The sequence below is a fragment of the Mycobacterium sp. 5-140-3-2 genome (assembly GCF_035666375.1).
GTDB lineage: Bacteria > Actinomycetota > Actinomycetes > Mycobacteriales > Mycobacteriaceae > Mycobacterium > Mycobacterium intracellulare.
Genome location: NZ_CP142025.1, coordinates 3,652,056 through 3,675,373, shown reverse-complemented (window position 1 = coordinate 3,675,373; position 23,318 = coordinate 3,652,056). Strand labels below are relative to the sequence as shown.

The window sequence follows — 23,318 nt, the reverse complement described above, 5'->3', positions numbered from 1 at the left end:
GGTAGGCGGTTTGTCGGTTGCCTGTGGCATAGTCGAACGTATGTTCGATGAGGTGCGGCGGCGTGCGGTGATCGCGGAGCTTGATGAGCTCGTTGAGCGTTGTCATCCGTCGTCGACGCGGGAGTCGGCGGCGTTGTTGGAGCACCTCGGGGTTGTGGCGCGGGTGGAGAATCGGGCGGCGGCGGCGCAGTTGGTGGCGATCGGGGAGTTGTTTGCCTATCGGCTCTCGCGCTGTGCGGAGAGCGAGGAGTGGGCGGTGGACACCGAGGCGGCGGTGGCCGCGGAGGTGGGCGCGCAGTTGCGGATCGGCCAGGGGTTGGCCGCGAGCCGGGTGCGCTATGCCCGCGCGATGCGCGAACGCCTGCCGAAAGTGGGGGCGGTGTTTGGCGCCGGGGATATCGATTATCGGATGTTTCAGACCATCGTGTTCCGCACCGATTTGATCGTCGATCCCGAGGTTCTGGGGGCGGTGGACGCGGTGTTGGCGGCCAATGTGGGCCGGTGGCCGTCGTTGAGTCAGGGCCGGTTGGCGGCCCAGGTCGACAAGGTCGTGGCCAAGGCTGATGTGGATGCGGTGCGGCGGCGCCAGGAGCGCGCGGCCGGCCGGCAGGTGTGGATGGCCGACATGGGCGATGGGCTGGCGCATCTGGAGGCCACCCTGTATGCCCCGGATGCTCACGCGCTGGATCGGCGCCTGGATGGGTTGGCGGCCACGGTGTGTGCGCATGACCCACGGACTCGGGAGCAGCGCCGCGCTGATGCATTGGGGGCGTTGGCCGCCGACGCCGATCGGCTGGGGTGTCGCTGCGGGCGCGCGGATTGCGCGGCCGGGGGGCGGGCCGCGGGCCCGGTGACTGTCCATGTGATCGGCGAACACGCGGTGCTGGAGGGTCGCGCATCCACCCCGGGTGCCGAGGTCGGCGCCGAGGGATTGATCCCCCCGGAGGTGCTCGCCGAGCTGGCGGCCTCGGCCACACTGGTGCCGTTGACCCATCCCGGCGACGCCGCCTTGGAGCCGGGGTATGTGCCCTCGCGGGCGCTGGCCGATTTTGTGCGGTGTCGGGATCTGACGTGTCGCTGGCCCGGCTGTGATCGCCCGGCCACCGCCTGCGATGTGGACCACACCATCCCCTACGCCGCCGGTGGCCCCACACACGCGTCGAACCTCAAGGCGCTGTGCCGTACGCATCATTTGGTGAAAACGTTTTGGGGCTGGCAGGAAAAGCAGCTGCCCGATGGCACGCTGATCTTCACCTCCCCGGCCGGGCACACCTATGTGACCACCCCGGGCAGCGCGCTGCTGTTTCCCAGCTTGTGCGCGGCCACCGGCGCGATCGCGGCCCCCGAAGCCGACCCGCCCCCGAACCACTGCGCCCAGCGCACCGCGATGATGCCCCAACGCCGCCGCACCCGCACCCAAGACCGCGCCACCCGCATCGCAGCAGAACGCAAACACAACCGAACGGCTCGCCTGGCTGAAAGGCCTTCGTACGCTTGGTATTCCGAATCGACTCACGCCGTGGGGGACGGGGAGCCGCCGCCCTTCTAGCGCGCCGGCGCGGGCCGGCGCGGCCCGGTCATTTCTTGCTGGGAATGACGATCACCACGATCAGGGTGAGGATGGAGAAGAACAGTCCAAGGATTCCCCATCCCAGCGGATTGCGGCCCTTCATCATGGCGATGACGCCGCAGACTATTGCGGCGATGATGCTGCCGATCGCGACGAAAATCCCTTTGATGCCACGCAGAATGAAGCCGGCGGCGACGGGGTCCGAACTCGCCAGAACCATCGAATGCAACATGTCGGTCCCTCCTGCCGCCGGGCTTACAGCACGATTCCCCGCGGATAACCGCGGCGGACGGTGCGGTCGAGAATTCCCAGGGTCGCCCGCAGCGCGCCCTCGGACAGGATCGGGAAAATCCCGGCTTCCCGCCACTTGGGGTCGATGTCCGACCAGTCGTAGAACGAGGTGACCACGGTGGCCGAGGCGTCTTCGGTCGGCGCGAGCGCGTAGCCGTACACATGGCCGATCGGTGGCTGGATCTGACCGAGCACCGTCCACGCGATCAGGCGGTCCTGCTCGAACTGCTTGATCTCGACGGTGACGTCGTACTTGCCCAGTTGCGGAAAGTCGTTCAACGACTCGCGATCCATGTGCACGACGAAGCGGTCACCGACGCCGCGCACCGGATCGCCGTCGGCATCCTGGAGCATCCCGGACGAATCGATCGCCACGTGGCCCTGCGGGTCGCACAGCACGGCGAATATGTCCGACGCCGGTGCGGCGATGGTGCGGGAAGTCTCGATGCGTTCGGTCATAACTCCTCGCGGCTGACGTCCGGGGCGACGATCCGCAGCTTAGCCCCGCGCGGTAGGCGGCAGAAGCGGGCTAATGCGGTGAGTTGACCAGATAACACTGCACGCGGCGAACGGCGTCGTCCCGGTTGACGCCCATGTTCACCAGCCTCTCAACCACTTCGGCGGCCGGCACACCCGAAATGATGTCGTGGTCGATCACATGGACGCTGGGGAACCACACGTCTGCACTCACGCCCGGCGGCGGGGGCTTGGTGTCGCCTCCGACGCATTGGGCATAACCGACGGCGCCGGTTTCCGCGCCGGCCGGCGACGCCCCAATCAGCACAACGACGGGAATGCCAACCGCCGCCGCGACATGGATCAAACGCATGCGTGCAACACCCCGCCTTCGGTTCGGTCACCCGAAAATAATCTGGTTTGCTACCGCGCACAAGGCCGGGCTTCGGCGGCGCAGCGGGGCGGATGGGCCATGGCACTTGACTGTATCTCGAACTGATGTTCGAATAGCGGGATGCGGTGGGCAAGCCAGGCCGTCGCGGTCAACGGGAAACCGGTCGAGGACGGGGCGCTGCCGGGGCTGCAACGCATCGGCTTCGTCCGCAGCGTGCGCTCGCCGCAGTTCGACGGCATCACCTTTCACGAGGTGCTGTGCAAGTCCGCGCTGAACAAGGTGCCCAACGCGTCGGCCCTGCCGTTCCGCTATACGGTCAACGGCTACCGCGGCTGCTCGCACGCCTGCCGGTACTGCTTCGCCCGGCCCACCCACGAATACCTGGAGTTGGACTGCGGCAACGACTTTGACACCCAGGTCGTCGTCAAGACCAACGTGGCCGAGGTGCTGCGTCGCGAGCTGCGCAGGCCGTCGTGGCAGCGCGAGACCGTCGCCCTGGGCACCAACACCGATCCCTACCAGCGGGCCGAGGGGCGCTACGCGTTGATGCCCGGCATCATCGGCGCCCTGGCCGAATCGGGCACCCCGCTCTCGATCCTGACCAAGGGCACCCTGCTGCGCCGCGACCTGCCGCTGATCGCCGACGCCGCGGCGCAGGTCCCGGTGTCGGTCGCGGTGTCGCTGGCGGTCGGGGATGCCGAGCTGCACCGCGACGTCGAGCCCGGCACGCCCACGCCACAGGCGCGGCTCGGCCTGATCGGCGCGATCACCGCCGCCGGGCTGAACTGCCACGTGATGGTCGCGCCGGTGCTGCCGTATCTCACCGATTCCGCCGAGCATCTCGACGCGCTGCTCGGCCAGATCGCGGCCGCCGGCGCCGGCAGCGTGACGGTTTTCGGCCTGCACCTGCGCAGCTCGACCCGCGGATGGTTCATGTCGTGGCTGGCGCGCTCGCATCCCGAACTGGTCGGCCGCTATCGCGAGCTGTACCGGCGGGGCGCCTACCTGCCGCAGGGTTATCGCGACATGCTACGCGAGCGCGCCGCCCCGCTGATCGCCAAGTACCGGCTCGCCGGCGATCATCGCCCGTTCTCCCAAGCGGTTTCGGCCGAAACGCCGCAACCCGTTCAGGAGACGTTGTTTTGAGCTAGCTTTTGTCGCGGCGCGGCTTGGTCAGGGTGAATTCGTCGATCACGACCATGTCGCCCAGCGGGCCCCGCAACGCGTAATGCGTCGCCTTGATCGAGGTATTGCCGCCGGGGCGGCCCGGGTCGACGTCGAAAGCCGCGAAGCCGTAAGGGTTGTCGCGGTCGCGGAACGCCGACCACGGCGCGTCCTCGAGGACGTAGATCGGCGCCTTGCGCCGCAGCCCGGGGTCGAACGCCCCCACGCCGGTGACCACCCGGCACCGGGGTTCGGGAAAGAACATTGCGTTGCTCGGCGCCGAGGTGCCGCCGCCGCCGATGACCAGATGCACCGTGCCCCGGGTGGAGTCGATGAGATCGCTTCGGGTGTCGACGGGGATCGGCGTGCGGGTGTCGGTCCCCAGCGCGCCCCGCACGGGATGCGAGCGTTCGTAGTGGTGCTCGTGGCCGCACAACACCAGGTCCACCTGGTACTGGTCGAACAGCGGCAGCCATTCCTCCCGGATGCCCAGGTCGGCCCCGTTGGTCTTGTCGGCGGTGGAGATCGCCGTCTGGTGCATGCACACGACCACCCAGTCGATATTCGGGTCGCTCCGGGACGCGGCGAGTTCGCTTGCCAGCCAGCGCCTTTGCTCTCCGCCGGAGTAGCCGTGCACGTAGGAGTTGCCACCGTCCTGGTAGGCCACATCGTCGTTGGCCAGGCTGATCACCCGCACCGATCCGGCGGTGAACGAGTACCACAGGCCGCGGGTCTGGGGGCTGGACCCGGAATCGGGCACCGCGAAGTAGGTCTGATAAGCGCCGTAACCGATCGGCCCGTTGCCCAATTCGTTCTCGTGGTTGCCGGCCGCCGGCATCCAGGGCCGGTGGCGGGCCGAGCGGGTGTTGTTGTCGAACCAGTTCGACCAGGTCCGGATCCGGTTCTGGGCCTGGTTGGCGTAGCACAGGTCGCCGTTGACCAGGTTGAACAGCGGGCCGAGGCGCTCGATGGCGATGGTGGTGTCGGCGGCCGCCGGCGAGCCGATGTTGTCGGTCGCATAGCGGCCGTCGGGCATCTTGGCCAGAGCCGGCGTGGACTGGTCGCCGAAGCTGGTGAACCGCAAGGGCTTTCGGCCCGACGGCGCCGTTCGTACGGTGCCCTGTTCCGGTTCGGCTCCGTCGTGCACCGCGGCGTACACGTAGTCGGTGTCCGGGGTCAGGTCGGTCAGCCGGGCGTGGTTGACTCGAACTTCGGTGCCCGACTTGGCGTCCCGGTACGTGCGGGTCTCGGCGGCCACGGTGCGGCCGAAGCCGGATGTCGGCGTACCGAGCAGGACGCGCGGATTGCGGACGGCGTCGGTGGTGTGCCAGGACACCACCACCTCGGTGGCGGCGTCCCTGCCGAATTGCAGGTGCAGCCCGCCGATCGGTGGCGCGCCGTTGCGGTCGGACTGCAGCCAGGCCGCGGGCCCGCGGGGGCCGGCGGGCTGCGACCACAGCAGCGCGGCGCCGCCCACCCCGACGCCGCCGAGAACCGCGGAGGCCGCACTCGATGTGAGTAACCGGCGGCGGCTGATGCCGGCATGTTCCGAATCGTCGCTCACTCCTGCTTCATACCGCAGCCGCGCGACCTGAAGGTGAACGCCCCGCGTGGTAGAGGCCGTTTCCCGGATACGGCGGTAACGGATTCGGTAGCGTTTGAGATATGACGAACGTGCGAATAGCGACCACGGGGATCGCGGCGGCGACGTTTGCCGCGGCCGCTGCGATGATTGCGACGCCCGCCACCTCCCACGCGGATCCCGCCGGCCACCAGGTGACGTACACGATCACCGCCACCGGCAACCTGACCGGCAACGTCAGGTACATGAACAGCGATCCGCCCAGCCAGGCGGCCTTCAACTCGAACTCGTCGCAGTTCCTGAACACCGTGCAGACGGCGTTCACCGCCGGGCAGCCGCTCGTCTACAACGCCACCCTGGCCGACCCCAACCAGTGGGCGTTCGTCAACGCCAGCGGTGGATGCCACTGGCCGGACTGCGACTCGTCGAACATGCCGCAGATTCAGTGCCAGATCGCGGTGGACGGCCAGGTCGTGGTGACCCAGAGCGCCACCACCGGAGTCACCTGCTCGACGCGTCCCTGGTAGCCACGACGACGACCTCGGCGGGTTCGGCGCCGACGGCCCGGACCTGGTGGCCGATCGAGGCGTCGAAATAGGCGCTGTCGCCGGGCCCGAGGGTGAACGTCTGATCCCCGTAGTCGAGCTCGACGGTCCCGGCGTGCACGAACAGGAATTCCTGACCCGTGTGCTCGGGATGGGGGTCGTCGGCCGGCCTCTCGGTCGGGCGAACCACGAACGGCGACATCGACTTTCCCAGCACCGACGAGGCCAGCACCCGGTAGCGCTCACCCTCCGCACTGGCGGCCCGTTCGACGGTGATCTTCTCGTGGGCCGCCTCCTCGGAGAACAGCCGCCCGACGTCGACGTCCAGCGCCTTGGCGACCTTGAGGGCGACCGCGATCGACGGCGTGCTGCGCCGGCGTTCGATCTTGGACAGGTAGCTCTTGGTCAGCCCGGTCTGCTGGGCGAGGGCCTCGAGAGTGAGGCCGCGTTGCTTGCGGACCGCGCGCAGCAGTGCCGTCACCGGCCGCCCCTCTCATGACACAAGGTTTCCTATAGTGATACTATCGTGTCATATCGCCGAGGGAGCCCGTTATGGCCAGCACGTTCACCGATTCGAAATCCGACTTGATGCGCCGCGCGGCCGAGCAGTTGACGGCCCTTCAATCCAAGGACGCCGCCGATGCGCCGCTGACCACCCGCCAGAAGCTCGCCCTGACGTGCCGCGCCCTGTTCGACGCCGGGCACGATTCCGGGTTGGCCGGGCAGATCACCGCCCGCGCCGAGCGGGACGGCACCTACTACACCCAGCGGCTCGGTCTGGGCTTCGACGAGATCACCGACGCCAACCTGCTTTTGGTCGACGAGGACCTCAACGTCCTTGAGGGAGACGGAATCGCCAACCCCGCCAACCGCTTTCACAGCTGGATCTATCGCGCCCGCCCCGATGTGCAATGCATCGTGCACACGCACGCGTTCCACGTGGCCGCGCTGTCGATGCTGGAAGTTCCGCTGATCGTGTCCCACATGGACACCACGCCGCTCTACGGCGACTGCGCGTTCCTGGAGAAATGGCCCGGCGTGCCGGTCGGCAACGAGGAGGGGGAGATCATCTCCGCCGCGCTGGGGGACAAGAAGGCGGTCCTGCTGGCCCACCACGGCCACGTCATCGCCGGCGCCAGCGTCGAGGAGGCGTGCTCGTTGGGCATCCTCATCGAGCGCGCCGCGAAACTGCAGCTGGCCGCGATGGCCGCCGGCACCGTCAAAGAGCTACCCGAGGAGCTGGCCCGCGAGGCCCACGACTGGACACTGTCGCCGCAGCGCAGCCGCGCCAACTTCGCCTACTACGCCCGCCGGGCCCTGGCCCGGCACCCGGACGCGCTGACCAGCTAACCCGTTATCCGCCAACCGAATCCGAGGAGCCCGCCTGTGGCGCAAACGTCCGAGCCCAAGATCCACGGCATCATCGCCTACCCGGTAACGCCGTTCTCTGGGGACGGCATCGACACGAAACTCCTTGCGGCGCTGGTCGATCGGCTGGTGTCGGCCGGCGTTCATGCGATCGCACCGCTGGGCAGCACCGGCGAACTCGCCTATCTCGACGAACCCGAATTCGACACCGTGGTCGACACCACCATCGCCACCGTCGCGGGCCGGGTGCCGGTGGTGGTCGGTGTGTCGGATGTGACCACCGCCAAGACCATTCGGCGCGCCACCTACGCGCAGCAGGCCGGGGCCGACGCCGTGATGATCCTGCCGGTGTCCTACTGGAAGCTGACCGAGCGGGAGATCTTCCAGCACTACCGCAGCATCAGCGATGCCATCTCGATCCCGATCATGGCCTACAACAACCCGGCCACCAGCGGCGTCGACATGCCGCCCGAGTTGCTGGTGCGCATGTTCGAATCCATCGACAACGTGACCATGGTCAAGGAGTCCACCGGCGACCTGACCCGCATGCAGCGCATCGCCGAACTGTCCGGCAATCGGCTGCCCTTCTACAACGGCAGCAACCCGCTGGTGCTCGACGCGCTGAAGGCCGGGGCGTCCGGATGGTGCACGGCCGCACCGTGTTTGCGGCCGCAGCCCTGCATCGACCTCTACGAGGCGGTGCGCGCGAACGACCTCGACACGGCGCAGAAGCTCTATGACGACCTCAAGCCGCTGCTCACCTTCATCGTCGCGGGCGGGCTGGCCACCACCGTCAAGGCCGGCCTGGAGCTGCTCGACTTCCCGGTCGGGGATCCGCGCGCGCCACTGTTGCCGCTCGACGAGGCCGGCCGGGGCGAACTGAAAGGCCTACTGGCTTAGCCCGATTGGGCTACTCCTCCTCACCCCGCTGCGCGGGCTGCATCGTCGTAGGGCTAGCCCAAGTCGGGTGCGGAGAAGGTGTCGCACTGCTTCGGATCACCGGTCTGATAGCCGACGGTGAACCAATGCTGCCGCTGCTCGGCCGAGCCGTGGGTCCAGCTTTCGCGGTTGACGCGCCCGGTCGCCTGTTTCTGGATGCGGTCGTCGCCGACCGATGCGGCGGCCGATAGCGCGTCGCGAATGTCCTCGTCGGTCAACGGATTCAGGAACGGCGTGCCGTCCTTCTGGTTGACCGTCGCTGCGTAGTACGCCCAGATGCCGGCGTAGCAGTCGGCCTGCAGCTCGGTGCGCACGCCGTTGCCGCCGGCGCCCTTGGCCCCCTGCTGGGCGCGGCCCAGGTCGCCCTGCAGCTGCTGCACGTGATGACCGTATTCGTGGGCGACGACGTATTCCTGCGCGAAAGCGCCGTTGCTGGAATGCAGCTGCTTGACGAGCACATCCTGAAAGAAGCTGGTGTCGAAGTACGCCGTCTGGTCGGCCGGGCAGTAGAACGGCCCGACGTCGGTGGTGGCCGGTCCGCAACCGGTGCTCACCTGGTCGCTGAACAGGCGCACATGGGGGCGGGTGTAACCCGGCATCAGCTGATGCCACACCGCGTCCACGGAATTGCCGGTGGCGACCACGCGGCATTGCACGTACTTGTTGGCGTCGGCGCCGGTCTTGCACTGGCTCAGGTCGAAACCGGGCGCGGAATAGCCGCCGGTGTTGGTCTGCGGCTGGTTCATCACGCGACCGGGGTCGACGCCCAGAAACAGCGCCCCGAGCAGGATGATCAGCCCGAGGCCGCCGCCCCCGACGGCCATCCCCATCCCGCCACCGCCGGACGACGATGCTGCGCTGGTGTCGATCTGCATGCCCTCGTTGAAGGTCATGACACGCTCCTAAGGTTGCCGGGTCGCAAGGGAGTCGGTGTAGCTACGCAGGTTGCGCAGGTATCGGCGCAGGGCCAGGTTCAGCAGCGGCCCGACCACGACCATCGCCAGCTTCGCCGGGCCGGCCGGCTTCTGGGCCATGGTCCACGTCAGCCGGCAGCCGCCCGGGATGGCCTCGACGCGGTAGTCCTCGGCGAAGGCCGCCACGGACTTGGTCGAGCATTCATTGAAACGAAAAGCCATGTGCGTGAAGGGTTCCCACGCGAGGAATTCCTCGTTGCCGACGATGCCGCCGCGCATCTCCACGACGCGGGTGGTGCCGACGCCGCGGGGCTCGGGGCTGGTCCAGGTCACCTTCGTGATCACCTTCGCCCAGCGCGGCCAGGATGCCGCGTCGGAGAGCACCTCGAACAGCTGCTCGGGGGTGATGGCCAGGTCGACGCTGTTGCGGAACGCAAATGGCGCCGATTCGATGAAGTTCACGTCGACGCGCTCGCAGGGGAACATGAAATTAATCTAGCCGGGCCCGTCGCTCGCCGCGGCCAACAACGGCACCACGACGTCGCTGATCGGTGTGGCCAGGCCGTGGGCCCGGGCTTTGCGGATGATCACGCCGTTGCGGACGTCCCATTCCATCGGCCGGTGGTTTTCCGCGTCCGTCAGGATCGACGTGCCCATGTCCTCTGGGGCGTTGCGGAACAGGTCGGTCAGCTCGTCGGCGATGCCGTCGGGAAGCCGGGCGCCCTCGGCCCGCGCGACGGCCAGGCATTCGGCGAGGTAGCGGCGCGACAGCGCGGCCACGTCGTCGCGGCGAAACATCCCCGACCGCCGGCGCGACAGCGCCATGAACCCGGCCAGCGCGTTGGTGAGTAGCTTGCGCCAGCCCGCGGTGATGATGTCGGGGTCGCAGTCCACCCGGCAGCCGGCGCCGCGCAGCAGTTCGGCGACCGTCTCCGCCGAGGGCCCGCTGGGCAGCACCAGGGCCGCCTCGCCGCGCAACCGCACCCAGCCGTCGGGCTGGGTTTCCGCGGAATACCAGACGATGCCGGGGATGACGGGGGATCGCGGGCAGTGCGGCTGCACCTGCTCGACCTGCTCCACACCGTTTTGCAGCACGACGACGATGGTGTGGACGTCGCAGAGCCGGGCCAGCCAGCCAGCCGCCTGGTCGTTCTGGGTGGCCTTGACGGCCAGCAGCACCACGTCGACCGGGCCGGAAACCTCGCCGGGATCGGTGTGCACCGGGCCGGGGACGACGATCGGGTCGGCGCCGTCGGGCCGCAGTTCGATGCTCTCGCGCGGGGTGCGGCCGCACACTACGACCGAATGTCCGGCCCGCGACAGCAGCGCGGCAACCGTCGTACCGACGGCGCCCGGACCGACGAGTGCGATGTTTGTGGCGATACGAGCGAAACTACACCGCCCCTTAGACTGATCTGTCGTCCAACGTAAAGGGGAGTGTTTTTGTGCTGCGCAGCCACGCCGCCGGGTCGCTGAGGAGTAGCGACGCCGGGCAGCAGGTGACGCTAGCGGGCTGGGTGGCCCGCCGCCGCGACCACGGCGGCGTCATCTTCATCGACCTGCGCGACGCCTCCGGGATCACCCAGGTGGTGTTCCGCGCCGAAGACGTGCTGGCCCAGGCGCACCGGCTGCGCGCCGAGTTCTGCGTCGCCGTCTCCGGCGTGGTCGAGATCCGCCCGGAGGGCAACGCCAACCCCGAGATCGCGACCGGTGAGATCGAGGTCAACGCGACCGCGCTGACCGTGCTGGGGGAGAGCGCGCCGCTGCCCTTCCAGCTCGACGAGCCCGCCGGCGAGGAACTGCGGCTGAAGTACCGCTACCTCGATCTGCGGCGCGACGGTCCGGCGGAGGCAATTCGGTTGCGCTCCAAGGTGAATGCGGCCGCGCGTGCGGTGCTGGCGCAGCACGATTTCGTCGAGATCGAAACGCCGACGATCACCCGCTCGACCCCCGAGGGCGCGCGCGACTTTTTGGTGCCGGCCCGGCTGCACCCCGGCTCGTTCTACGCCCTGCCGCAGAGCCCCCAGCTGTTCAAGCAGCTGCTGATGGTGGCCGGGATGGAGCGCTACTACCAGATCGCCCGCTGCTACCGCGACGAGGACTTCCGCGCCGACCGCCAGCCGGAGTTCACCCAGCTCGACATGGAGATGAGCTTCGTGGACGCCGAGGACATCCTCGCCATCTCCGAGGAGATCCTCTCGGCGCTGTGGGCGCTGATCGGGTACCAGATCCCGACGCCCATCCCGCGGATCAGCTACGCCGAGGCGATGCGCCGGTTCGGCTCCGACAAGCCCGACATGCGATTCGGACTCGAGCTCGTCGACTGCACAGAGTTCTTCAAAGACACCACATTTCGCGTCTTCCAGGCACCCTACGTCGGTGCGGTGGTGATGCCGGGCGGCGCGTCGCAGCCCCGCCGGACGCTGGACGGCTGGCAGGAATGGGCCAAGCAGCGCGGCCACCGCGGGCTGGCCTACGTGCTGATCGCCGACGACGGCACGCTGGGCGGCCCGGTCGCCAAGAACCTGTCCGACGCCGAGCGCGGCGGCCTGGCCGCGCACGTGGGGGCCGAGCCGGGGGACTGTGTCTTCTTCTCGGCGGGCCCGCCGAAGCCGTCGCGGGCCCTGCTGGGGGCGGCGCGCGGTGAGATCGCGCACCGGCTGGGCATGATCGATCCGGACGCCTGGGCGTTCGTCTGGGTGGTCGACCCGCCGCTGTTCGAACCCGCCGACGACGCGACCGCGGCAGGCGACGTGGCCGTCGGCTCCGGGGCGTGGACCGCCGTGCATCACGCGTTCACCTCGCCGAAGCCCGGGCATGAGGACGCGATCGACACCGATCCGGGCAACGTGCTCGCCGACGCCTACGACATCGTCTGCAACGGCAACGAGATCGGCGGCGGCTCGATCCGTATCCACCGCCGCGACATCCAGGAGCGGGTGTTCGCGGTGATGGGACTGGACCACGCCGAGGCCGAGGAGAAGTTCGGATTCCTGTTGGAGGCGTTCACCTTTGGCGCGCCCCCGCACGGCGGGATCGCGTTCGGCTGGGACCGGATCAACGCCCTGCTGTCGGGGGTCGACTCCATCCGCGAGGTGATCGCGTTCCCGAAGACCGGCGGCGGCGTCGACCCGCTCACCGATGCGCCGGCGCCGATCACCGCCCAGCAGCGCAAGGAGTCCGGAATAGACGCCAAGCCCGAAAAGGTTGACCGGGCATGACCGAACACCTGCCGGACACCGACACTATTAATGCCTTCAACCGGGCCATCGTCGACGAATTCCGCGCCAACGGCGGCAAGGTCGGCGGCCAGTTCGAGGGCGCCAACCTGCTGCTGCTGCACACGACCGGCGCCAAGTCCGGCCAGCCCCGGGTGTCCCCCCTGGCGTACTTCGACATCGACGGCAAGCTCATCGTCATCGGCTCCTTCGCCGGGGCCCCGGTCAGCCCGGCCTGGGTGCACAATCTGCGGGCCAACCCGAGCGCCCGCGTCGAGGTCGGAACGGACGCGTTCGACGTGACCGCGCGCGAGCTGCCGACCGACGAGCGCGACGATCTCTTCGACAAGGTCACCGCCGCGGCGCCCGGGTTCGCCGAGTACCAGGCCAAGACCAGCAGGGTGATTCCGCTGTTCGAGTTAATCCGGACCTAGCCGGTGGGCGCTTCGCGGCCGGCGGTGCCCTCGAGGGTCCTCGCCGCCGCGCGCGCGGGCGGCAAGCGGTTGCGCGCGGTCTGGTTCAACCTGGTGCAGACGTCGGCGGCCGCGGGCGTGTCCTGGTACCTGACCCACGATGTCCTCGGTCACCCGCAACCGTTCTTCGCGCCGATCGCCGCCGCGGTGTAGTTGTCGACCAGCAACGTGCTCCGCGCACAGCGCGCCATCCAGATGATGATCGGGGTGACCCTCGGCATCGGGCTGGGCTCGGCGGTTCAGGGCCTGCTCGGGCCCGGCGCGGTGCCCATCGCGATCGCCGCGTTCATCGCGCTCGGCGCCGCGGTGTTCATCGGGGGCGGCTTCATCGGGCACGGGATGATGTTCGCGAACCAGACCATCGTGTCGGCGATCCTGGTGCTGGCCCTCTACCACGGCGGCGTCGGGCTGGAACGCATATTCGACGCGCTGATCGGCGGCGCGGTGGCCATCGTCTTCGCCGTGCTGCTGTTTCCCGCCGACCCGCTGGCACTGCTGCGCGGCGCGCGCGTCGGCGTGCTGGCGGTGCTGCACGACGTCTTGGCGCGCGCCGCCGACGTCGCCGCCGGGCGCAAAGCCGCCGCGCCCGACTGGCCGCTGACGGCCGTCGACCGGGTGCACGAACAGCTCAGCGGCCTGCTCGAGGCGCGCACCACCGCCCGCCACGTCGTCGCCATCGCCCCGCGCCGATGGGGCCTGCGCGACGCCGTGCACGCCGCCGATCACCAGGCCGTGCACGTGGCCCTGCTGGCCGGCTCGGTGCTGCAGCTGGCCCGCGCCGTCGCCCCCGCCCCCGACGTCGGCCCCGAGCCCCCGGCCCCGCACGTGCACACGGTGCTGGTCGTGCTCGCCGCCGCGACCGCACTCGCCGACCGCGACGCCGCCGGCGCCTGCGCATACACGGCGTCGGCCCGCCATCACGCGTCGCAGTTGCCGTCGGGCGCCGGCGCGAAAACCCAGGCGATCCTCGCCGACGCCGTCGGCGCCTGCATCGACGACCTGCAACGGGTCATCGACCTCCGGCCCGTGTGAGCCTCACCGCGAGTCGGCCAAGAACTCCTGCACCAACTTCCGCGGCGCCTGCGTCAGCCACGCCTCGGTGATCAGCTCCTGGAGGTCGCGCACCGAGATCTCGGCCAGGTTGACCAGCACGGCGGGGTAGCCGTCGAAATGCGGAGTGGTGAAGTAGGTTTGCGGCTCGTCGTCGATCAGCGCGAACTTGACTCCCTCGTCGGACACCCGAACGCCGAGGATGTCGCCGCGCGGCGGCTCCGGGCCGTTGCGGGCCAGGGCCTCGCGTTCCGAGGGCCGCAGCGGCCGCTCCCAGGCCAGCAATTTCTTGCCGACCCGCCAGTCGTGCGGCGACGGCTCGGAGGTGAGGGCCAGCTCGCCGACGATGCGGGCGACCTCGTCCCAGGTGGCCACTCCTCGATTGTGCTCCCGTTTCCGGCCCGTTGCCGTCATATCGGCAAACCGCCGCCGCCGGCAGTCCGTAGCGGCCCGGTGTGTGATGTGATCAGCCTGTGTCTGAAGCAGACGCCGGGTCCGCCCGCCGGCATCGAGTCACCCACCGCACCGAATACCGCTACTCCGACGTCGTGACCAGCTCGTACGGCCGCGGGTTTTTGACCCCGCGCGACTCGCTGCGGCAACGCCGCGTCGCCCATCGGCTGATCATCGAGCCCGCCCCCGCCGACAGCTCCACCAGCACGGACACCTACGGGAACATCAGCTCCTACTTCCACGTGACCGAGCCGCACAGCGTCTTGAAGGTGGTCAGCGATTCGGTCGTCGACGTCTATCCGCCGGCGCCGGGCCTGTACGCCGCCGGGGCGGCCGTGCAGCCGTGGGAGGACGCCCGGCCGGCGGGACGGATCGGGGCGCTGGCCGCCGAGTTCACCCTGGACCTGGATCCGCCCGAGATCACCGACGAGGTCCGCGAGTACGCGGCGCCCAGCTTCACGCCCGGACGCCCGCTGATCGAGGTGCTGCGGGATCTGGCGTCCCGGATCTTCACCGACTTCACCTACCGGTCGGGGTCGACGACGATTTCGACCGGCGTCGCCGAGGTTCTGGCGGCCCGGGAGGGGGTATGTCAAGACTTTGCCAGGCTGGCGATCGCCTGCCTGCGCGCCAACGGTTTGGCGGCCAGTTACGTGTCCGGCTACCTGGCCACCGACCCGCCGCCCGGAAAGGATCGGATGATCGGCATCGACGCCACGCACGCCTGGGCCGCGGTGTGGACTCCGCAGGACCCCGGCCAATTCGAGTGGCTGGGGCTCGATCCCACCAACGACCAGATGATCGACGAGCGCTACATCGTGGTGGGCCGCGGCCGCGACTACGCGGATGTCCCGCCGCTGCGCGGCATCATCTACACCGACTCCGAGCACAGCGTGATCGACGTCGCCGTCGACGTGGTGCCCTATTCAGACCCCATCGAAGGCGACTTCTCGCATGCGTGACTTCACCTGCCCCAACTGTGGCCAGCGCCTGACGTTCGAGAACTCGACGTGCCTGAATTGCGGTAGCGCGCTGGGCTTTTCGCTCGAACAGATGGCGTTGCTGGTGATCTCCGACGGCGAGGCCACCGAGCACGCCGGCGTCGTGCCCGCCAGCGAGTACCAGCTGTGCGCGAATCTTCAGGTGGCCGAATGCAATTGGCTGGTGCCGGTCAACACCCCGCGATTGTTGTGCGCGTCGTGCGCGCTGACCGCCGAGCGGCCCAACGACGCCGACGCGGTCGGCCTGGCCGAGTTCGCCCGGGCCGAGGCGGCCAAACGACGGCTGATCGCCGAGCTGCACGAGCTGAAGCTGCCGATCGTCGGGCGGGACAAGGATCCCGACTACGGGCTGGCCTTCCGGCTGCTGTCCAGCGCACACGAAAACGTGATGACCGGGCACCAGAACGGGGTCATCACAATCGATTTGGCCGAGGGTGACGACGTGCACCGCGAGCAGCTGCGGGTCGAGATGGACGAACCGTACCGGACCCTGCTGGGCCACTTCCGCCACGAGATCGGGCATTACTACTACTACCGGTTGATCGCCCCGTACCGCGACCGCCTGGAGCGGTTCAACGAGCTCTTCGGCGACCCCGACGCCGACTACCAGGCGGCGCTCGACCGCCACTACAGCGAGGGCGCGCCCGACGGCTGGCAGGACCACTTCGTGTCGTCCTACGCCACCATGCATGCGAGCGAGGACTGGGCCGAGACGTTCGCCCACTACCTGCACATCCGGGACGCGCTGGACACCTCGGCGTGGTGCGGGCTGGCGGCGGCGTCGGCCACCTTCGACCGCCCCGCGTTGGGGCCCAGCGCATTTCAGACGATCATCGACATGTGGCTGCCGTTGTCGTGGTCACTGAACATGGTGAACCGGTCGATGGGGCACGACGACCTGTACCCGTTCGTGTTGCCGGCCGCGGTGCTGGAGAAGATGAAGTTCATCCACACCGTCGTCGACGAGGCAACGTCGGAGTCCCGGGGACCCGCGTCCGTGGCGGGTTAGCCGATGTGCTTCTCGATGACGGCGGATCTGGTGGTGGGCGCCGCCCTCGTGCCCGTCGCCGTGGCGACCCTGCGCGAGGTGAAGCACTGGCGCGAAGTGCCCTTCGCCCTGCTGCCGACGGTGTTCTCGGTCCATCAGTTCATCGAGGCGGCGGTGTGGCCCAACGACGTCGTCTCCCCGGGGATGAAACACCTGGCGATGCTCGCCTACGTCTTCATCGCGCTGCCGCTGCTTCCCGCGCTGGTTCCGTGGGCGATCCTGGCGCTGGAACCGAGCGGCGCCCGGCTCCGGGTGGCGCCGTTTGCGGTGCTGGGCACCGTCGTGTCGGTCTATCTCGCCGTCGTCGTGCTCACCGACCCGGTCACGGTGACGATGGGTCCCCATGCGCTGCAGTACCAGACCGGCGTTCGGGGCGGCTACGTGTGGGCGGCGCTCTACGTCATCGCCGTCATCGGGCCCGCGGTGATGTCGGGCTATCGCTCCATCGTGGTGTTCGGGATAGCGAACCTGGTGGGGCTGAGCGTGGTTGCCGTCCTCTACGTGCACGCGTTCGCGTCGCTGTGGTGCATCTACGCCGCGACGCTCTCGGTCCTGGCGCTGGTGCACATGGTGCGGCGCCGGCGCCTGCCCGACCCGCACCGCTACCACGGCGTCGCCGCGGAGCGGGAGGCATCGCCGACCGGCTAGGCGGGCATCACCCGGCGCACGTCGGGACCCCAAAGTGGTTGCATCCCACCGGGTAAGGCCAGCTGCGTGGTGGTGATGACGTCGGCCAGGTTGCGCAGCTCGGCGTGGACCGCGCCGAGCAGGTCCGCCAACTCGGCGCGCCGCCCGTCGTCGCCGACCCGTTCCAGCGCCGCGGGATGGGATCGGCGCAGCAGGGTGCCTATCTCGTCCACCAGACGTTCCGGGCGCGACGACCCCGACGAGCCGGGCAGGTCCCCGAGATCGGTGCGCAGCCGGTCCAATTGGTACAGCAGCGATCTCGGGTTCTGCGCGTCGAACAGCATCAGCTCGACCATGGCGGAGACGCTGACCTTGCCCGCGGTGCGGCGCCGGTAGATGACCGAAGACTCGCACGCCACCAGGGTGGATTCGATGACGGTCTGTTCGGCGGCGGCCCCGCGCATCACGGTCAGCGTCGCCCGCAGCAACGCGGTCAGCCACAGGCCGCGTTCGATGCGCTTGCCGATGTCCATCATCGTCCAGCCCACGTCGCGCACCATGGACTCGGCGGCCACCCCCGACAGGGTCAGCATCCCGGCCAGGGTCTGGGCCTGCGCCCGGGTCAGCGCGGCGTCGGCCTCGGCGAGCGAGTCCGGCGGCTCGCTGTCGAGCGCCAGCGCGCGCTCCACCGCGGCCAGCACCATCCACGTGTCGTTGGACATCTGGTCGCGCACCGCGCGGGCGGCCAGCGCCAGGCCTTCCACTGACTGCACCAGGGAGCCGGGGCGGTGCGGGTCGACGGTGAGCGACCACAGCGTCGAGGGGGCGACGGCGATCATCTCGGCGTGGTCGCCGCCGCCGTCGGCCGCGGTGTCGGTTCCGGTGATGCGGCCCAGCGCGGCCATCAGCACCGGCACGCACTCGCTTTCCTCGCTGTGCTGGTGGTGCCGGTACACGTGGAACCTGTCGCGGGCGACGATGAGCAACCGCGCCATGCTTTCGGCGCGCTCGCCGTAGCGGCCGATCCAGAAGAGGTCGGACAACACGCGCGGGGAACTGACGGCCCAGGTGCCCGCGGCCGTCTTCGCCGGCGGTTCCACGCTCGGCGGGCTGACCGCCTCGGCCCGCGCCCGCTCGGTGGGCCGGATCCAGACATCCTTTGCCGCAACGGTTTTCAACGCGTAGGCGGCGTCCCCGGGCGCCAGCACGTAGCCGATGCCGCCGATCATCGGCGCGTAACCGCCCCGCTGGGCGACGGTGAACAAGCGGATGCCGACGCCCGCCGAGGACAACGCTCCGGCGTGATCGGTGGGTGCTGACGAGAACTGCGGCAGCTCCTGGCCGACCCACTGCCACGGCGCCGCCTCGACCTGGGCCGCCAACCGCGCCAGCTGCGGCGACGACAGCGCCGGTCCGACAAGGGTTTTCGCGCCGACCGTCGACCTCACCAGCAGGGACCCCAGGTTCGCCAGCAAGTGCGAACGCTCGGAGGCGATGCCGCCCCAGTAGGCCGGCGGGCTGGGCAGCAGCAGGGTCTCCGACAGCAGGTGCTCGGCCATGGCGGGCAGGAAACGCTGCAGCCCAGGGTTTTCCAGGACCCCGCTGCCCAGCGTGTTGACGACGGTCACCGTGCCGCGGTGTTGTGCCTCCACCAGACCGGCCACCCCGAGGCGCGAATCGGCGCGCAGATCCAGCGGGTCCGTGTAGTCGGCGTCGACCCGGCGCAGTACCACGTCGACGCGCTTCAGGGTGCCCAGCGAGCGCATCCACAACATGCCCTCGCGCACCACCAGGTCCGCGCTCTCGACCAGGGGGAAGCCCAGCAGGGTGGCCAGATAGGCCTGATCGAAAGCGGTTTCGGAGTAGATGCCCGGGGACAGGACCACCACCACCGGGTCCTGGGCATCGTCGGGTGCCGCGTCGATCAGCGCCAGCCGCAGCGCCTGGGCGAACGGCGTGGTCGGCCGCGGCGCGATGCGTTCGTAGAGGTCGGGAACCGCGTGCGCGACCACGCGCCGGTCGGCCAGCGCGTAGCCGGCCCCCGAGGGCGCCTGGGTCCGGTCGCCGTTGACGACGAAGGCGCCGTCGGGACGCCGGCTGACGTCACAGGCGTGCATGAAAAGCTGATGGCGGCCGGGTATCTCGATGCCGTTGGCGGCACGCACGTAGCCGGGGTGGGCGAACAGCAGCTCAGGCGGCAGGACACCGTCGGTGAGCAGGCTGCGCGGCCCGTACAGGTCGGCGAGCACGGCGTCGAGCACCCGGGACCGCTGCAGCAGCCCCGCCTCGAGCACCTCCCAGTCGGCCGCGGACAGCACGAGCGGCAGCGTGTCCAGCTGCCAGGGCCTCGGCTCCTGGCCACGGCCGCCGGGCGCGACGTCGGTGTAGGTGATGCCGTCGTTGTCGATCAGCCCGCGCACCACCGAGCGCAGCCGGTCCAGCCCCGCGCGGCCGCGCTCCGCGATCGCGTCGGCCACCTCGGCCCACGCCGGGCGCACGTTGCCGTCGGGGTCGACGAATTCGTCGTAGCCGCTCGCCGGGCCGCGCCGCAGATCGAAGAGCGCTTGCTGAGCGCGGGCGGCCCGGTAGGCGGCCAGCAACCGGTCCGCGTCGTAGCGGCCGCCGGCCGGGGCCGCACCGGTGCCGAATGTCATGTCCGCAAACGCCATTACTGCTGCACGGTACGCACGCGGCGCAAGCCTCCGATGCCCGGCGCGCCGAATTCGCGCCGAGTGTTACGCCGGCGCCGGACCCGGCGGAGGCCCGGGCTGGTAACCCGCCTGCTGCGGCGCGACCACCTGCCCGCCGGAGAACTTGCGGTAGGCGTAGATCCCGATCAGGGAGGCGACCGGGGCCGCCACCAACAGCCCGACCCCGCACGCGAGCGCGCCCACCACGAACAGCGCCACCTCGACCAGCCACACCAGCAGCGCGTTGCCGAAGTTTGCGGTGACGGTGGAGAAGCTGGAGGTCAGCGCCTTGATGGGCTGCTCCGATCGATCGATGGCGAACGGGATCGTGAACTGGGCGAAAATGCCCAGGATCAGGCCCGGCAAGAAGCACAGCGCCGAGGCGATCGAGGTGAGGATGCCGACCAGCAGCGCGGCCAGGAACACCATGCCGAAGTTGCGCGGCTTGAAGAACGAACCGACGGTCACCGGGCGCCCGTCGGCCAGATCCAGGCAGCCGGACAGGAAGGCGGCTTGGGCGAACGCGCCCACCAGGTAGGCGACGAGGTAGCCGAGGATGAGCAGCGTCATCCCGCCGCCGTTGAGGTTCGCCGTGAAGGTGAAGTAGTCGTCGTCGGAGCCGGTCGTCGTCGTGCCCACGCTTTGGCTCAGGCCGACCAGGGCCGAGGCGACGCCGATCAGGATCCCGTACACCAAGGCCGGAACGATCAGTGCCACAGGGTTTTTGGAGAAGGCGTTCCAGGCCCAGCCGAACGCGTCACCGATGCTGAAGGCCGGCGCGGGTGGGCCGCCGTACCCGGGCGGCGGGGCGCCGTACCCGGGCGGGGGGCCGTAGCCGGGCGGCGGCCCGTAACCCGGGGGAGGCGCGCCATATCCGGGGGGCGGGCCGTAACCCGGGGGCGGCGGGGGAGGCGTGCCGTAACCGGGCGGTGGCGGGTAGCCGGGGGGATCCTGGCCCCCGCCCTGAGGGTCCGGCGGGCCTGGATATTCGGGGGGTTGGCTCATGTCCGTCCTTGCTGTCCTGGGAGGAACGCGCGCTGAACTTGGCAAACCGGAACTTAGCAAAGATGCGGCCGGTGCGCGCGGATCGCCGGGGCCGCAGCGGACGTCCGTCCCTCGTGGTATGCCTGAATCCGTGTCCGACGGTCTGTTTGACCTGCCCGGCGCGCCGCTGCCAGACGATCACGGCTTGGGCGCGTCGAGCGGCTCACCGCTGGCCGTCCGCATGCGCCCGGCGTCGCTGGACGAGGTGGTCGGGCAGGACCACCTGCTGGCGCCCGGCTCGCCCCTGCGCCGCCTCGTCGAGGGCTCCGGCGTGGCGTCGGCCATCCTGTACGGGCCGCCGGGCAGCGGCAAGACCACGCTGGCCGCGCTGATCTCACAGGCGACCGGGCGCCGGTTCGAGGCGCTGTCGGCGTTGTCGGCCGGTGTGAAAGACGTTCGGGCGGTGATAGAAAAGGCCCGAACCGCGCTCCTCCATGGCGAGCAGACGGTGCTGTTCATCGACGAGGTGCACCGGTTCTCCAAGACCCAGCAGGACGCGCTGCTGTCGGCCGTGGAGAACCGGGTGGTGCTGCTGGTGGCGGCGACCACGGAGAACCCGTCCTTCTCGGTGGTGGCGCCGCTGCTGTCCCGCTCGCTGATCCTGCAGTTGCGGGCGCTGAGCGCCGACGACATCCGCACCGTCGTGCAGCGCGCGATCGACGACCCACGCGGCCTGGGCGGGCAGGTCGCGGTCGCGCCCGACGCCGTCGACCTCCTGGTGCGGCTGGCCGCCGGTGACGCCCGCCGCGCGCTGACGGCGCTGGAGGTCGCCGCCGAGGCGGTGCCGCCCGACGGCGAGCTGACCGTCACCGCCATCGAGCAGTCCCTCGACGAAGCCGCCGTGCGTTACGACCGCGACGGCGACCAGCACTACGACGTCATCAGCGCGTTCATCAAGTCGGTGCGCGGCTCGGACGTCGACGCCGCGCTGCACTACCTGGCCCGCATGCTCGTCGCCGGGGAGGACCCTCGGTTCGTCGCGCGCCGGCTGATGATCCTGGCCAGCGAGGACATCGGCATGGCCGACCCGACCGCGCTGCAGGTCGCGGTCGCGGCCGCGCAGACGGTCGCGCTGATCGGCATGCCCGAGGCGCAACTCACCTTGGCGCACTGCACGATTCACCTGGCCACCGCGCCGAAATCCAACGCCGTCACCACCGCGCTGGGCGCGGCGATGGCCGACATCAGGGCCGGCAAGGCCGGCCGCGTGCCGCCCCACCTGCGCGACGGACACTATTCGGGGGCTGAGGCCTTGGGCCATGCGCAGGGCTACAAATACTCCCACGACCAGCCGGATGGTGTTGCGGCGCAACAATACCCACCCGACGAGCTGGTGGGCGTCGACTACTACCGGCCCACCGCCCGAGGCTTCGAGCGCGACATGGCGGGCCGACTGGAGCGGCTGCGCGCGATCATCCGCCGGAAGCGGGGTGACAAGGGATGAAAACCTTCAGCGACGAGGAGATGGGCCAACTGCTGCCCACCGCCAAGCAATACAGCGTCGTCATCCTCAAGCGCGGCCCGAGGTTCGGGGACGAGTCGTCGGCGCAGATCATCTGGGAGCACGGCCGGCGCAACTTCGGACTGCGTGACGACGGCGTGCTCGCGGTGGTGCTGCCGGTCACCGACGAGTCCGACGTCTGCGGCATCGGCGTTTTCGCCGCGACCGTCGACGAGACCGCTGCCATCATGGCCGACGACCCGGGGGTGGCGGCGGGGGTGTTCGTCTACCAGGTGCACGCCTGCCGCGGATTCCCCGGCGACGCGCTGCCCTGACCCGCGTGCGCTCTCAGACCAGCTCGGGCACCCGAAGGTGGGCGATCGCCAGCTCGAATTCCCCGACGTCGATCACCTCGGCCCCCAGTTCGCGCACCCGCCGGCTGCGCAGCTCGGTGGCGCGGTCGCGGTTGCGGGCCATCGCGTCCATCGAGTCGAACGTCGAGCAGGTCACCGCCCGGCGGCAGCTGGGGTGGTCGACCAGCAGGCTGGCGCTGCAGAACCCGTCCAGGTTCTCCATCTCGGGTAGCACCGCCATCCGGTAGAAGTCCAGGGATCTGCTCAGCTGGTCCGGCACCACCTTGAGCCAGGTGGCGCGCACGCACGCGCCCTGGCGGGAGGGGTGGTCGCGGTGCAGCAGGGCGATGTCCCATTCCTCCACCCGCGCGCTGCCGTCGAACATCAGCGCGGCCCGGTCACGGATGGGCGCGACCCGCTCGGCGCTGCCGCGCATGGCCTCCACCGTCTCCCACGAACTGGTGGCGATGCAGGTGCCGGACTGCCGGTCGACCAACAGCGACAACCCCAACCACCCGTCGATCTCCTTGAGGGCGGGCATGACGACGTCACGAACATGCGCAATTCCGATGTCGACCGAAAGGGGTTGCGCCTGGATGGTGGTAGAGCGTGCGTACACGGTCGACCCCTTCTCTGTCGGGGCGGCACCCCGGTGGCGCCACCGGTCCCACCAGTTACCTTCCTCCTGCGGGCAACT

General features: G+C 69.6%; 24 protein-coding genes and 1 pseudogene. 13 read left to right on the top strand and 12 right to left on the bottom strand.

Annotation, left to right across the window (positions count from 1 at the left end; translation table 11 throughout):
- Positions 1 to 40: 40 nt before the first annotated feature.
- On the top strand, positions 41 to 1,549 hold the full coding sequence (locus P6281_RS16765; RefSeq protein WP_324738443.1) for an HNH endonuclease signature motif containing protein: 1,509 nt from the start codon (positions 41 to 43) through the stop codon (positions 1,547 to 1,549).
- Positions 1,550 to 1,577: 28 nt separating this feature from the next.
- On the opposite strand, the gene P6281_RS16760 is transcribed toward P6281_RS16765, so the two are convergent.
- The 3 genes from P6281_RS16760 to P6281_RS16750 all read right to left on the bottom strand — a co-directional run bounded on the left by P6281_RS16760 (position 1,578) and on the right by P6281_RS16750 (position 2,690).
- The gene (locus P6281_RS16760; protein ID WP_008258295.1) at positions 1,578 to 1,802 is read right to left on the bottom strand and encodes a hypothetical protein; all 225 of its coding nucleotides are present in this window, start codon (positions 1,800 to 1,802) and stop codon (positions 1,578 to 1,580) included.
- A 23-nt stretch (positions 1,803 to 1,825) separates the two neighbouring features.
- Positions 1,826 to 2,320 carry an SRPBCC family protein gene (locus P6281_RS16755; protein ID WP_008258294.1) on the bottom strand — a complete coding sequence of 165 codons (495 nt, stop codon included), beginning with the start codon at positions 2,318 to 2,320 and terminating at the stop codon, positions 1,826 to 1,828.
- Positions 2,321 to 2,390: 70 nt separating this feature from the next.
- Positions 2,391 to 2,690: a hypothetical protein gene (locus tag P6281_RS16750; RefSeq protein ID WP_008258293.1), complete on the bottom strand. Its 300-nt coding sequence runs from the start codon at positions 2,688 to 2,690 to the stop codon at positions 2,391 to 2,393.
- Positions 2,691 to 2,831: 141 nt separating this feature from the next.
- On the opposite strand from P6281_RS16750, the gene P6281_RS16745 reads away from it, so the two are divergent.
- Complete coding sequence (locus tag P6281_RS16745; RefSeq protein WP_008258292.1) at positions 2,832 to 3,857, top strand: Rv2578c family radical SAM protein; 1,026 nt, start codon at positions 2,832 to 2,834, stop codon at positions 3,855 to 3,857.
- 1 nt (position 3,858) lies between these two features.
- On the opposite strand, the gene P6281_RS16740 is transcribed toward P6281_RS16745, so the two are convergent.
- On the bottom strand, positions 3,859 to 5,457 hold the full coding sequence (locus P6281_RS16740; RefSeq protein ID WP_324738976.1) for a purple acid phosphatase family protein: 1,599 nt from the start codon (positions 5,455 to 5,457) through the stop codon (positions 3,859 to 3,861).
- 83 nt (positions 5,458 to 5,540) lie between these two features.
- Between P6281_RS16740 and P6281_RS16735 the strand changes: the two genes are divergently transcribed.
- Positions 5,541 to 5,984, top strand: coding sequence for a hypothetical protein (locus P6281_RS16735; RefSeq protein WP_008258290.1), 444 nt, complete (start codon positions 5,541 to 5,543; stop codon positions 5,982 to 5,984).
- Here the strand turns inward: P6281_RS16735 and P6281_RS16730 are convergent.
- Entirely contained in the window at positions 5,959 to 6,483 is a 525-nt protein-coding gene (locus P6281_RS16730) for a helix-turn-helix domain-containing protein (RefSeq protein WP_008258289.1), read from the bottom strand. The genes P6281_RS16735 and P6281_RS16730 overlap by 26 nt on opposite strands.
- 71 nt (positions 6,484 to 6,554) lie before the next feature.
- On the opposite strand from P6281_RS16730, the gene P6281_RS16725 reads away from it, so the two are divergent.
- Together P6281_RS16725 and P6281_RS16720 are read left to right on the top strand one after the other, a co-directional pair.
- Positions 6,555 to 7,352, top strand: coding sequence for an aldolase (locus P6281_RS16725; protein WP_008258286.1), 798 nt, complete (start codon positions 6,555 to 6,557; stop codon positions 7,350 to 7,352).
- A 36-nt stretch (positions 7,353 to 7,388) separates the two neighbouring features.
- Complete coding sequence (locus P6281_RS16720) at positions 7,389 to 8,270, top strand: dihydrodipicolinate synthase family protein (RefSeq protein WP_324738442.1); 882 nt, start codon at positions 7,389 to 7,391, stop codon at positions 8,268 to 8,270.
- Positions 8,271 to 8,323: 53 nt separating this feature from the next.
- Here the strand turns inward: P6281_RS16720 and ypfJ are convergent, their stop codons facing one another.
- From ypfJ to P6281_RS16705, 3 genes are read right to left on the bottom strand one after another with little or no spacing between them, the layout of a single operon-like run.
- Positions 8,324 to 9,202, bottom strand: coding sequence for a KPN_02809 family neutral zinc metallopeptidase (gene ypfJ / locus P6281_RS16715; RefSeq protein WP_324738441.1), 879 nt, complete (start codon positions 9,200 to 9,202; stop codon positions 8,324 to 8,326).
- A 9-nt stretch (positions 9,203 to 9,211) separates the two neighbouring features.
- Positions 9,212 to 9,709 carry an SRPBCC family protein gene (locus P6281_RS16710; RefSeq protein WP_008258281.1) on the bottom strand — a complete coding sequence of 166 codons (498 nt, stop codon included), beginning with the start codon at positions 9,707 to 9,709 and terminating at the stop codon, positions 9,212 to 9,214.
- A 9-nt stretch (positions 9,710 to 9,718) separates the two neighbouring features.
- On the bottom strand, positions 9,719 to 10,606 hold the full coding sequence (locus P6281_RS16705; protein ID WP_179300178.1) for an oxidoreductase: 888 nt from the start codon (positions 10,604 to 10,606) through the stop codon (positions 9,719 to 9,721).
- 62 nt (positions 10,607 to 10,668) lie between these two features.
- Here P6281_RS16705 and aspS point away from each other — a divergent pair, with 62 nt between their 5' ends.
- From aspS to P6281_RS16690, 3 genes and pseudogenes are all read left to right on the top strand, one after another.
- A complete protein-coding gene (aspS, locus tag P6281_RS16700) occupies positions 10,669 to 12,444 on the top strand; it encodes an aspartate--tRNA ligase (RefSeq protein WP_014385293.1) in 1,776 nt (591 codons plus the stop codon).
- Complete coding sequence (locus P6281_RS16695) at positions 12,441 to 12,875, top strand: nitroreductase family deazaflavin-dependent oxidoreductase (RefSeq protein ID WP_014385292.1); 435 nt, start codon at positions 12,441 to 12,443, stop codon at positions 12,873 to 12,875. The genes aspS and P6281_RS16695 overlap by 4 nt, the downstream gene beginning before the upstream one ends.
- Positions 12,876 to 12,878: 3 nt before the next feature.
- A pseudogene (locus P6281_RS16690) lies at positions 12,879 to 13,946 on the top strand (FUSC family protein).
- A 3-nt stretch (positions 13,947 to 13,949) separates the two neighbouring features.
- Here the strand turns inward: P6281_RS16690 and P6281_RS16685 are convergent.
- Entirely contained in the window at positions 13,950 to 14,339 is a 390-nt protein-coding gene (locus P6281_RS16685; protein ID WP_008258269.1) for an MmcQ/YjbR family DNA-binding protein, read from the bottom strand.
- A 98-nt stretch (positions 14,340 to 14,437) separates the two neighbouring features.
- Here P6281_RS16685 and P6281_RS16680 point away from each other — a divergent pair, with 98 nt between their 5' ends.
- From P6281_RS16680 to P6281_RS16670, 3 genes are read left to right on the top strand one after another with little or no spacing between them, the layout of a single operon-like run.
- On the top strand, positions 14,438 to 15,379 hold the full coding sequence (locus P6281_RS16680; RefSeq protein WP_014380505.1) for a transglutaminase family protein: 942 nt from the start codon (positions 14,438 to 14,440) through the stop codon (positions 15,377 to 15,379).
- Positions 15,372 to 16,427 (top strand): zinc-binding metallopeptidase family protein, encoded by a 1,056-nt coding sequence (locus tag P6281_RS16675; RefSeq protein ID WP_009955931.1) that lies wholly within the window; start codon positions 15,372 to 15,374, stop codon positions 16,425 to 16,427. The genes P6281_RS16680 and P6281_RS16675 overlap by 8 nt, the downstream gene beginning before the upstream one ends.
- 15 nt (positions 16,428 to 16,442) lie before the next feature.
- Positions 16,443 to 17,114, top strand: a complete 672-nt coding sequence (locus tag P6281_RS16670) for a DUF6629 family protein (protein WP_008258266.1) — start codon at positions 16,443 to 16,445, stop codon at positions 17,112 to 17,114.
- Here the strand turns inward: P6281_RS16670 and P6281_RS16665 are convergent.
- Entirely contained in the window at positions 17,111 to 19,762 is a 2,652-nt protein-coding gene (locus P6281_RS16665; protein ID WP_014385288.1) for a circularly permuted type 2 ATP-grasp protein, read from the bottom strand. The two genes, P6281_RS16670 and P6281_RS16665, sit on opposite strands and share 4 nt — an antisense overlap.
- 66 nt (positions 19,763 to 19,828) lie before the next feature.
- A complete protein-coding gene (locus P6281_RS16660) occupies positions 19,829 to 20,788 on the bottom strand; it encodes a membrane protein (RefSeq protein WP_014382845.1) in 960 nt (319 codons plus the stop codon).
- 118 nt (positions 20,789 to 20,906) lie between these two features.
- Here P6281_RS16660 and P6281_RS16655 point away from each other — a divergent pair, with 118 nt between their 5' ends.
- Positions 20,907 to 22,271 (top strand): replication-associated recombination protein A, encoded by a 1,365-nt coding sequence (locus P6281_RS16655; RefSeq protein WP_038536736.1) that lies wholly within the window; start codon positions 20,907 to 20,909, stop codon positions 22,269 to 22,271.
- Complete coding sequence (locus P6281_RS16650) at positions 22,268 to 22,603, top strand: hypothetical protein (RefSeq protein ID WP_009955916.1); 336 nt, start codon at positions 22,268 to 22,270, stop codon at positions 22,601 to 22,603. Before P6281_RS16655 ends, P6281_RS16650 begins: the two co-directional genes overlap by 4 nt.
- 13 nt (positions 22,604 to 22,616) lie before the next feature.
- Here P6281_RS16650 and P6281_RS16645 read toward each other — a convergent pair whose 3' ends face one another.
- Positions 22,617 to 23,240, bottom strand: a complete 624-nt coding sequence (locus P6281_RS16645; protein ID WP_008258260.1) for a hypothetical protein — start codon at positions 23,238 to 23,240, stop codon at positions 22,617 to 22,619.
- Positions 23,241 to 23,318 lie beyond the last annotated feature (78 nt).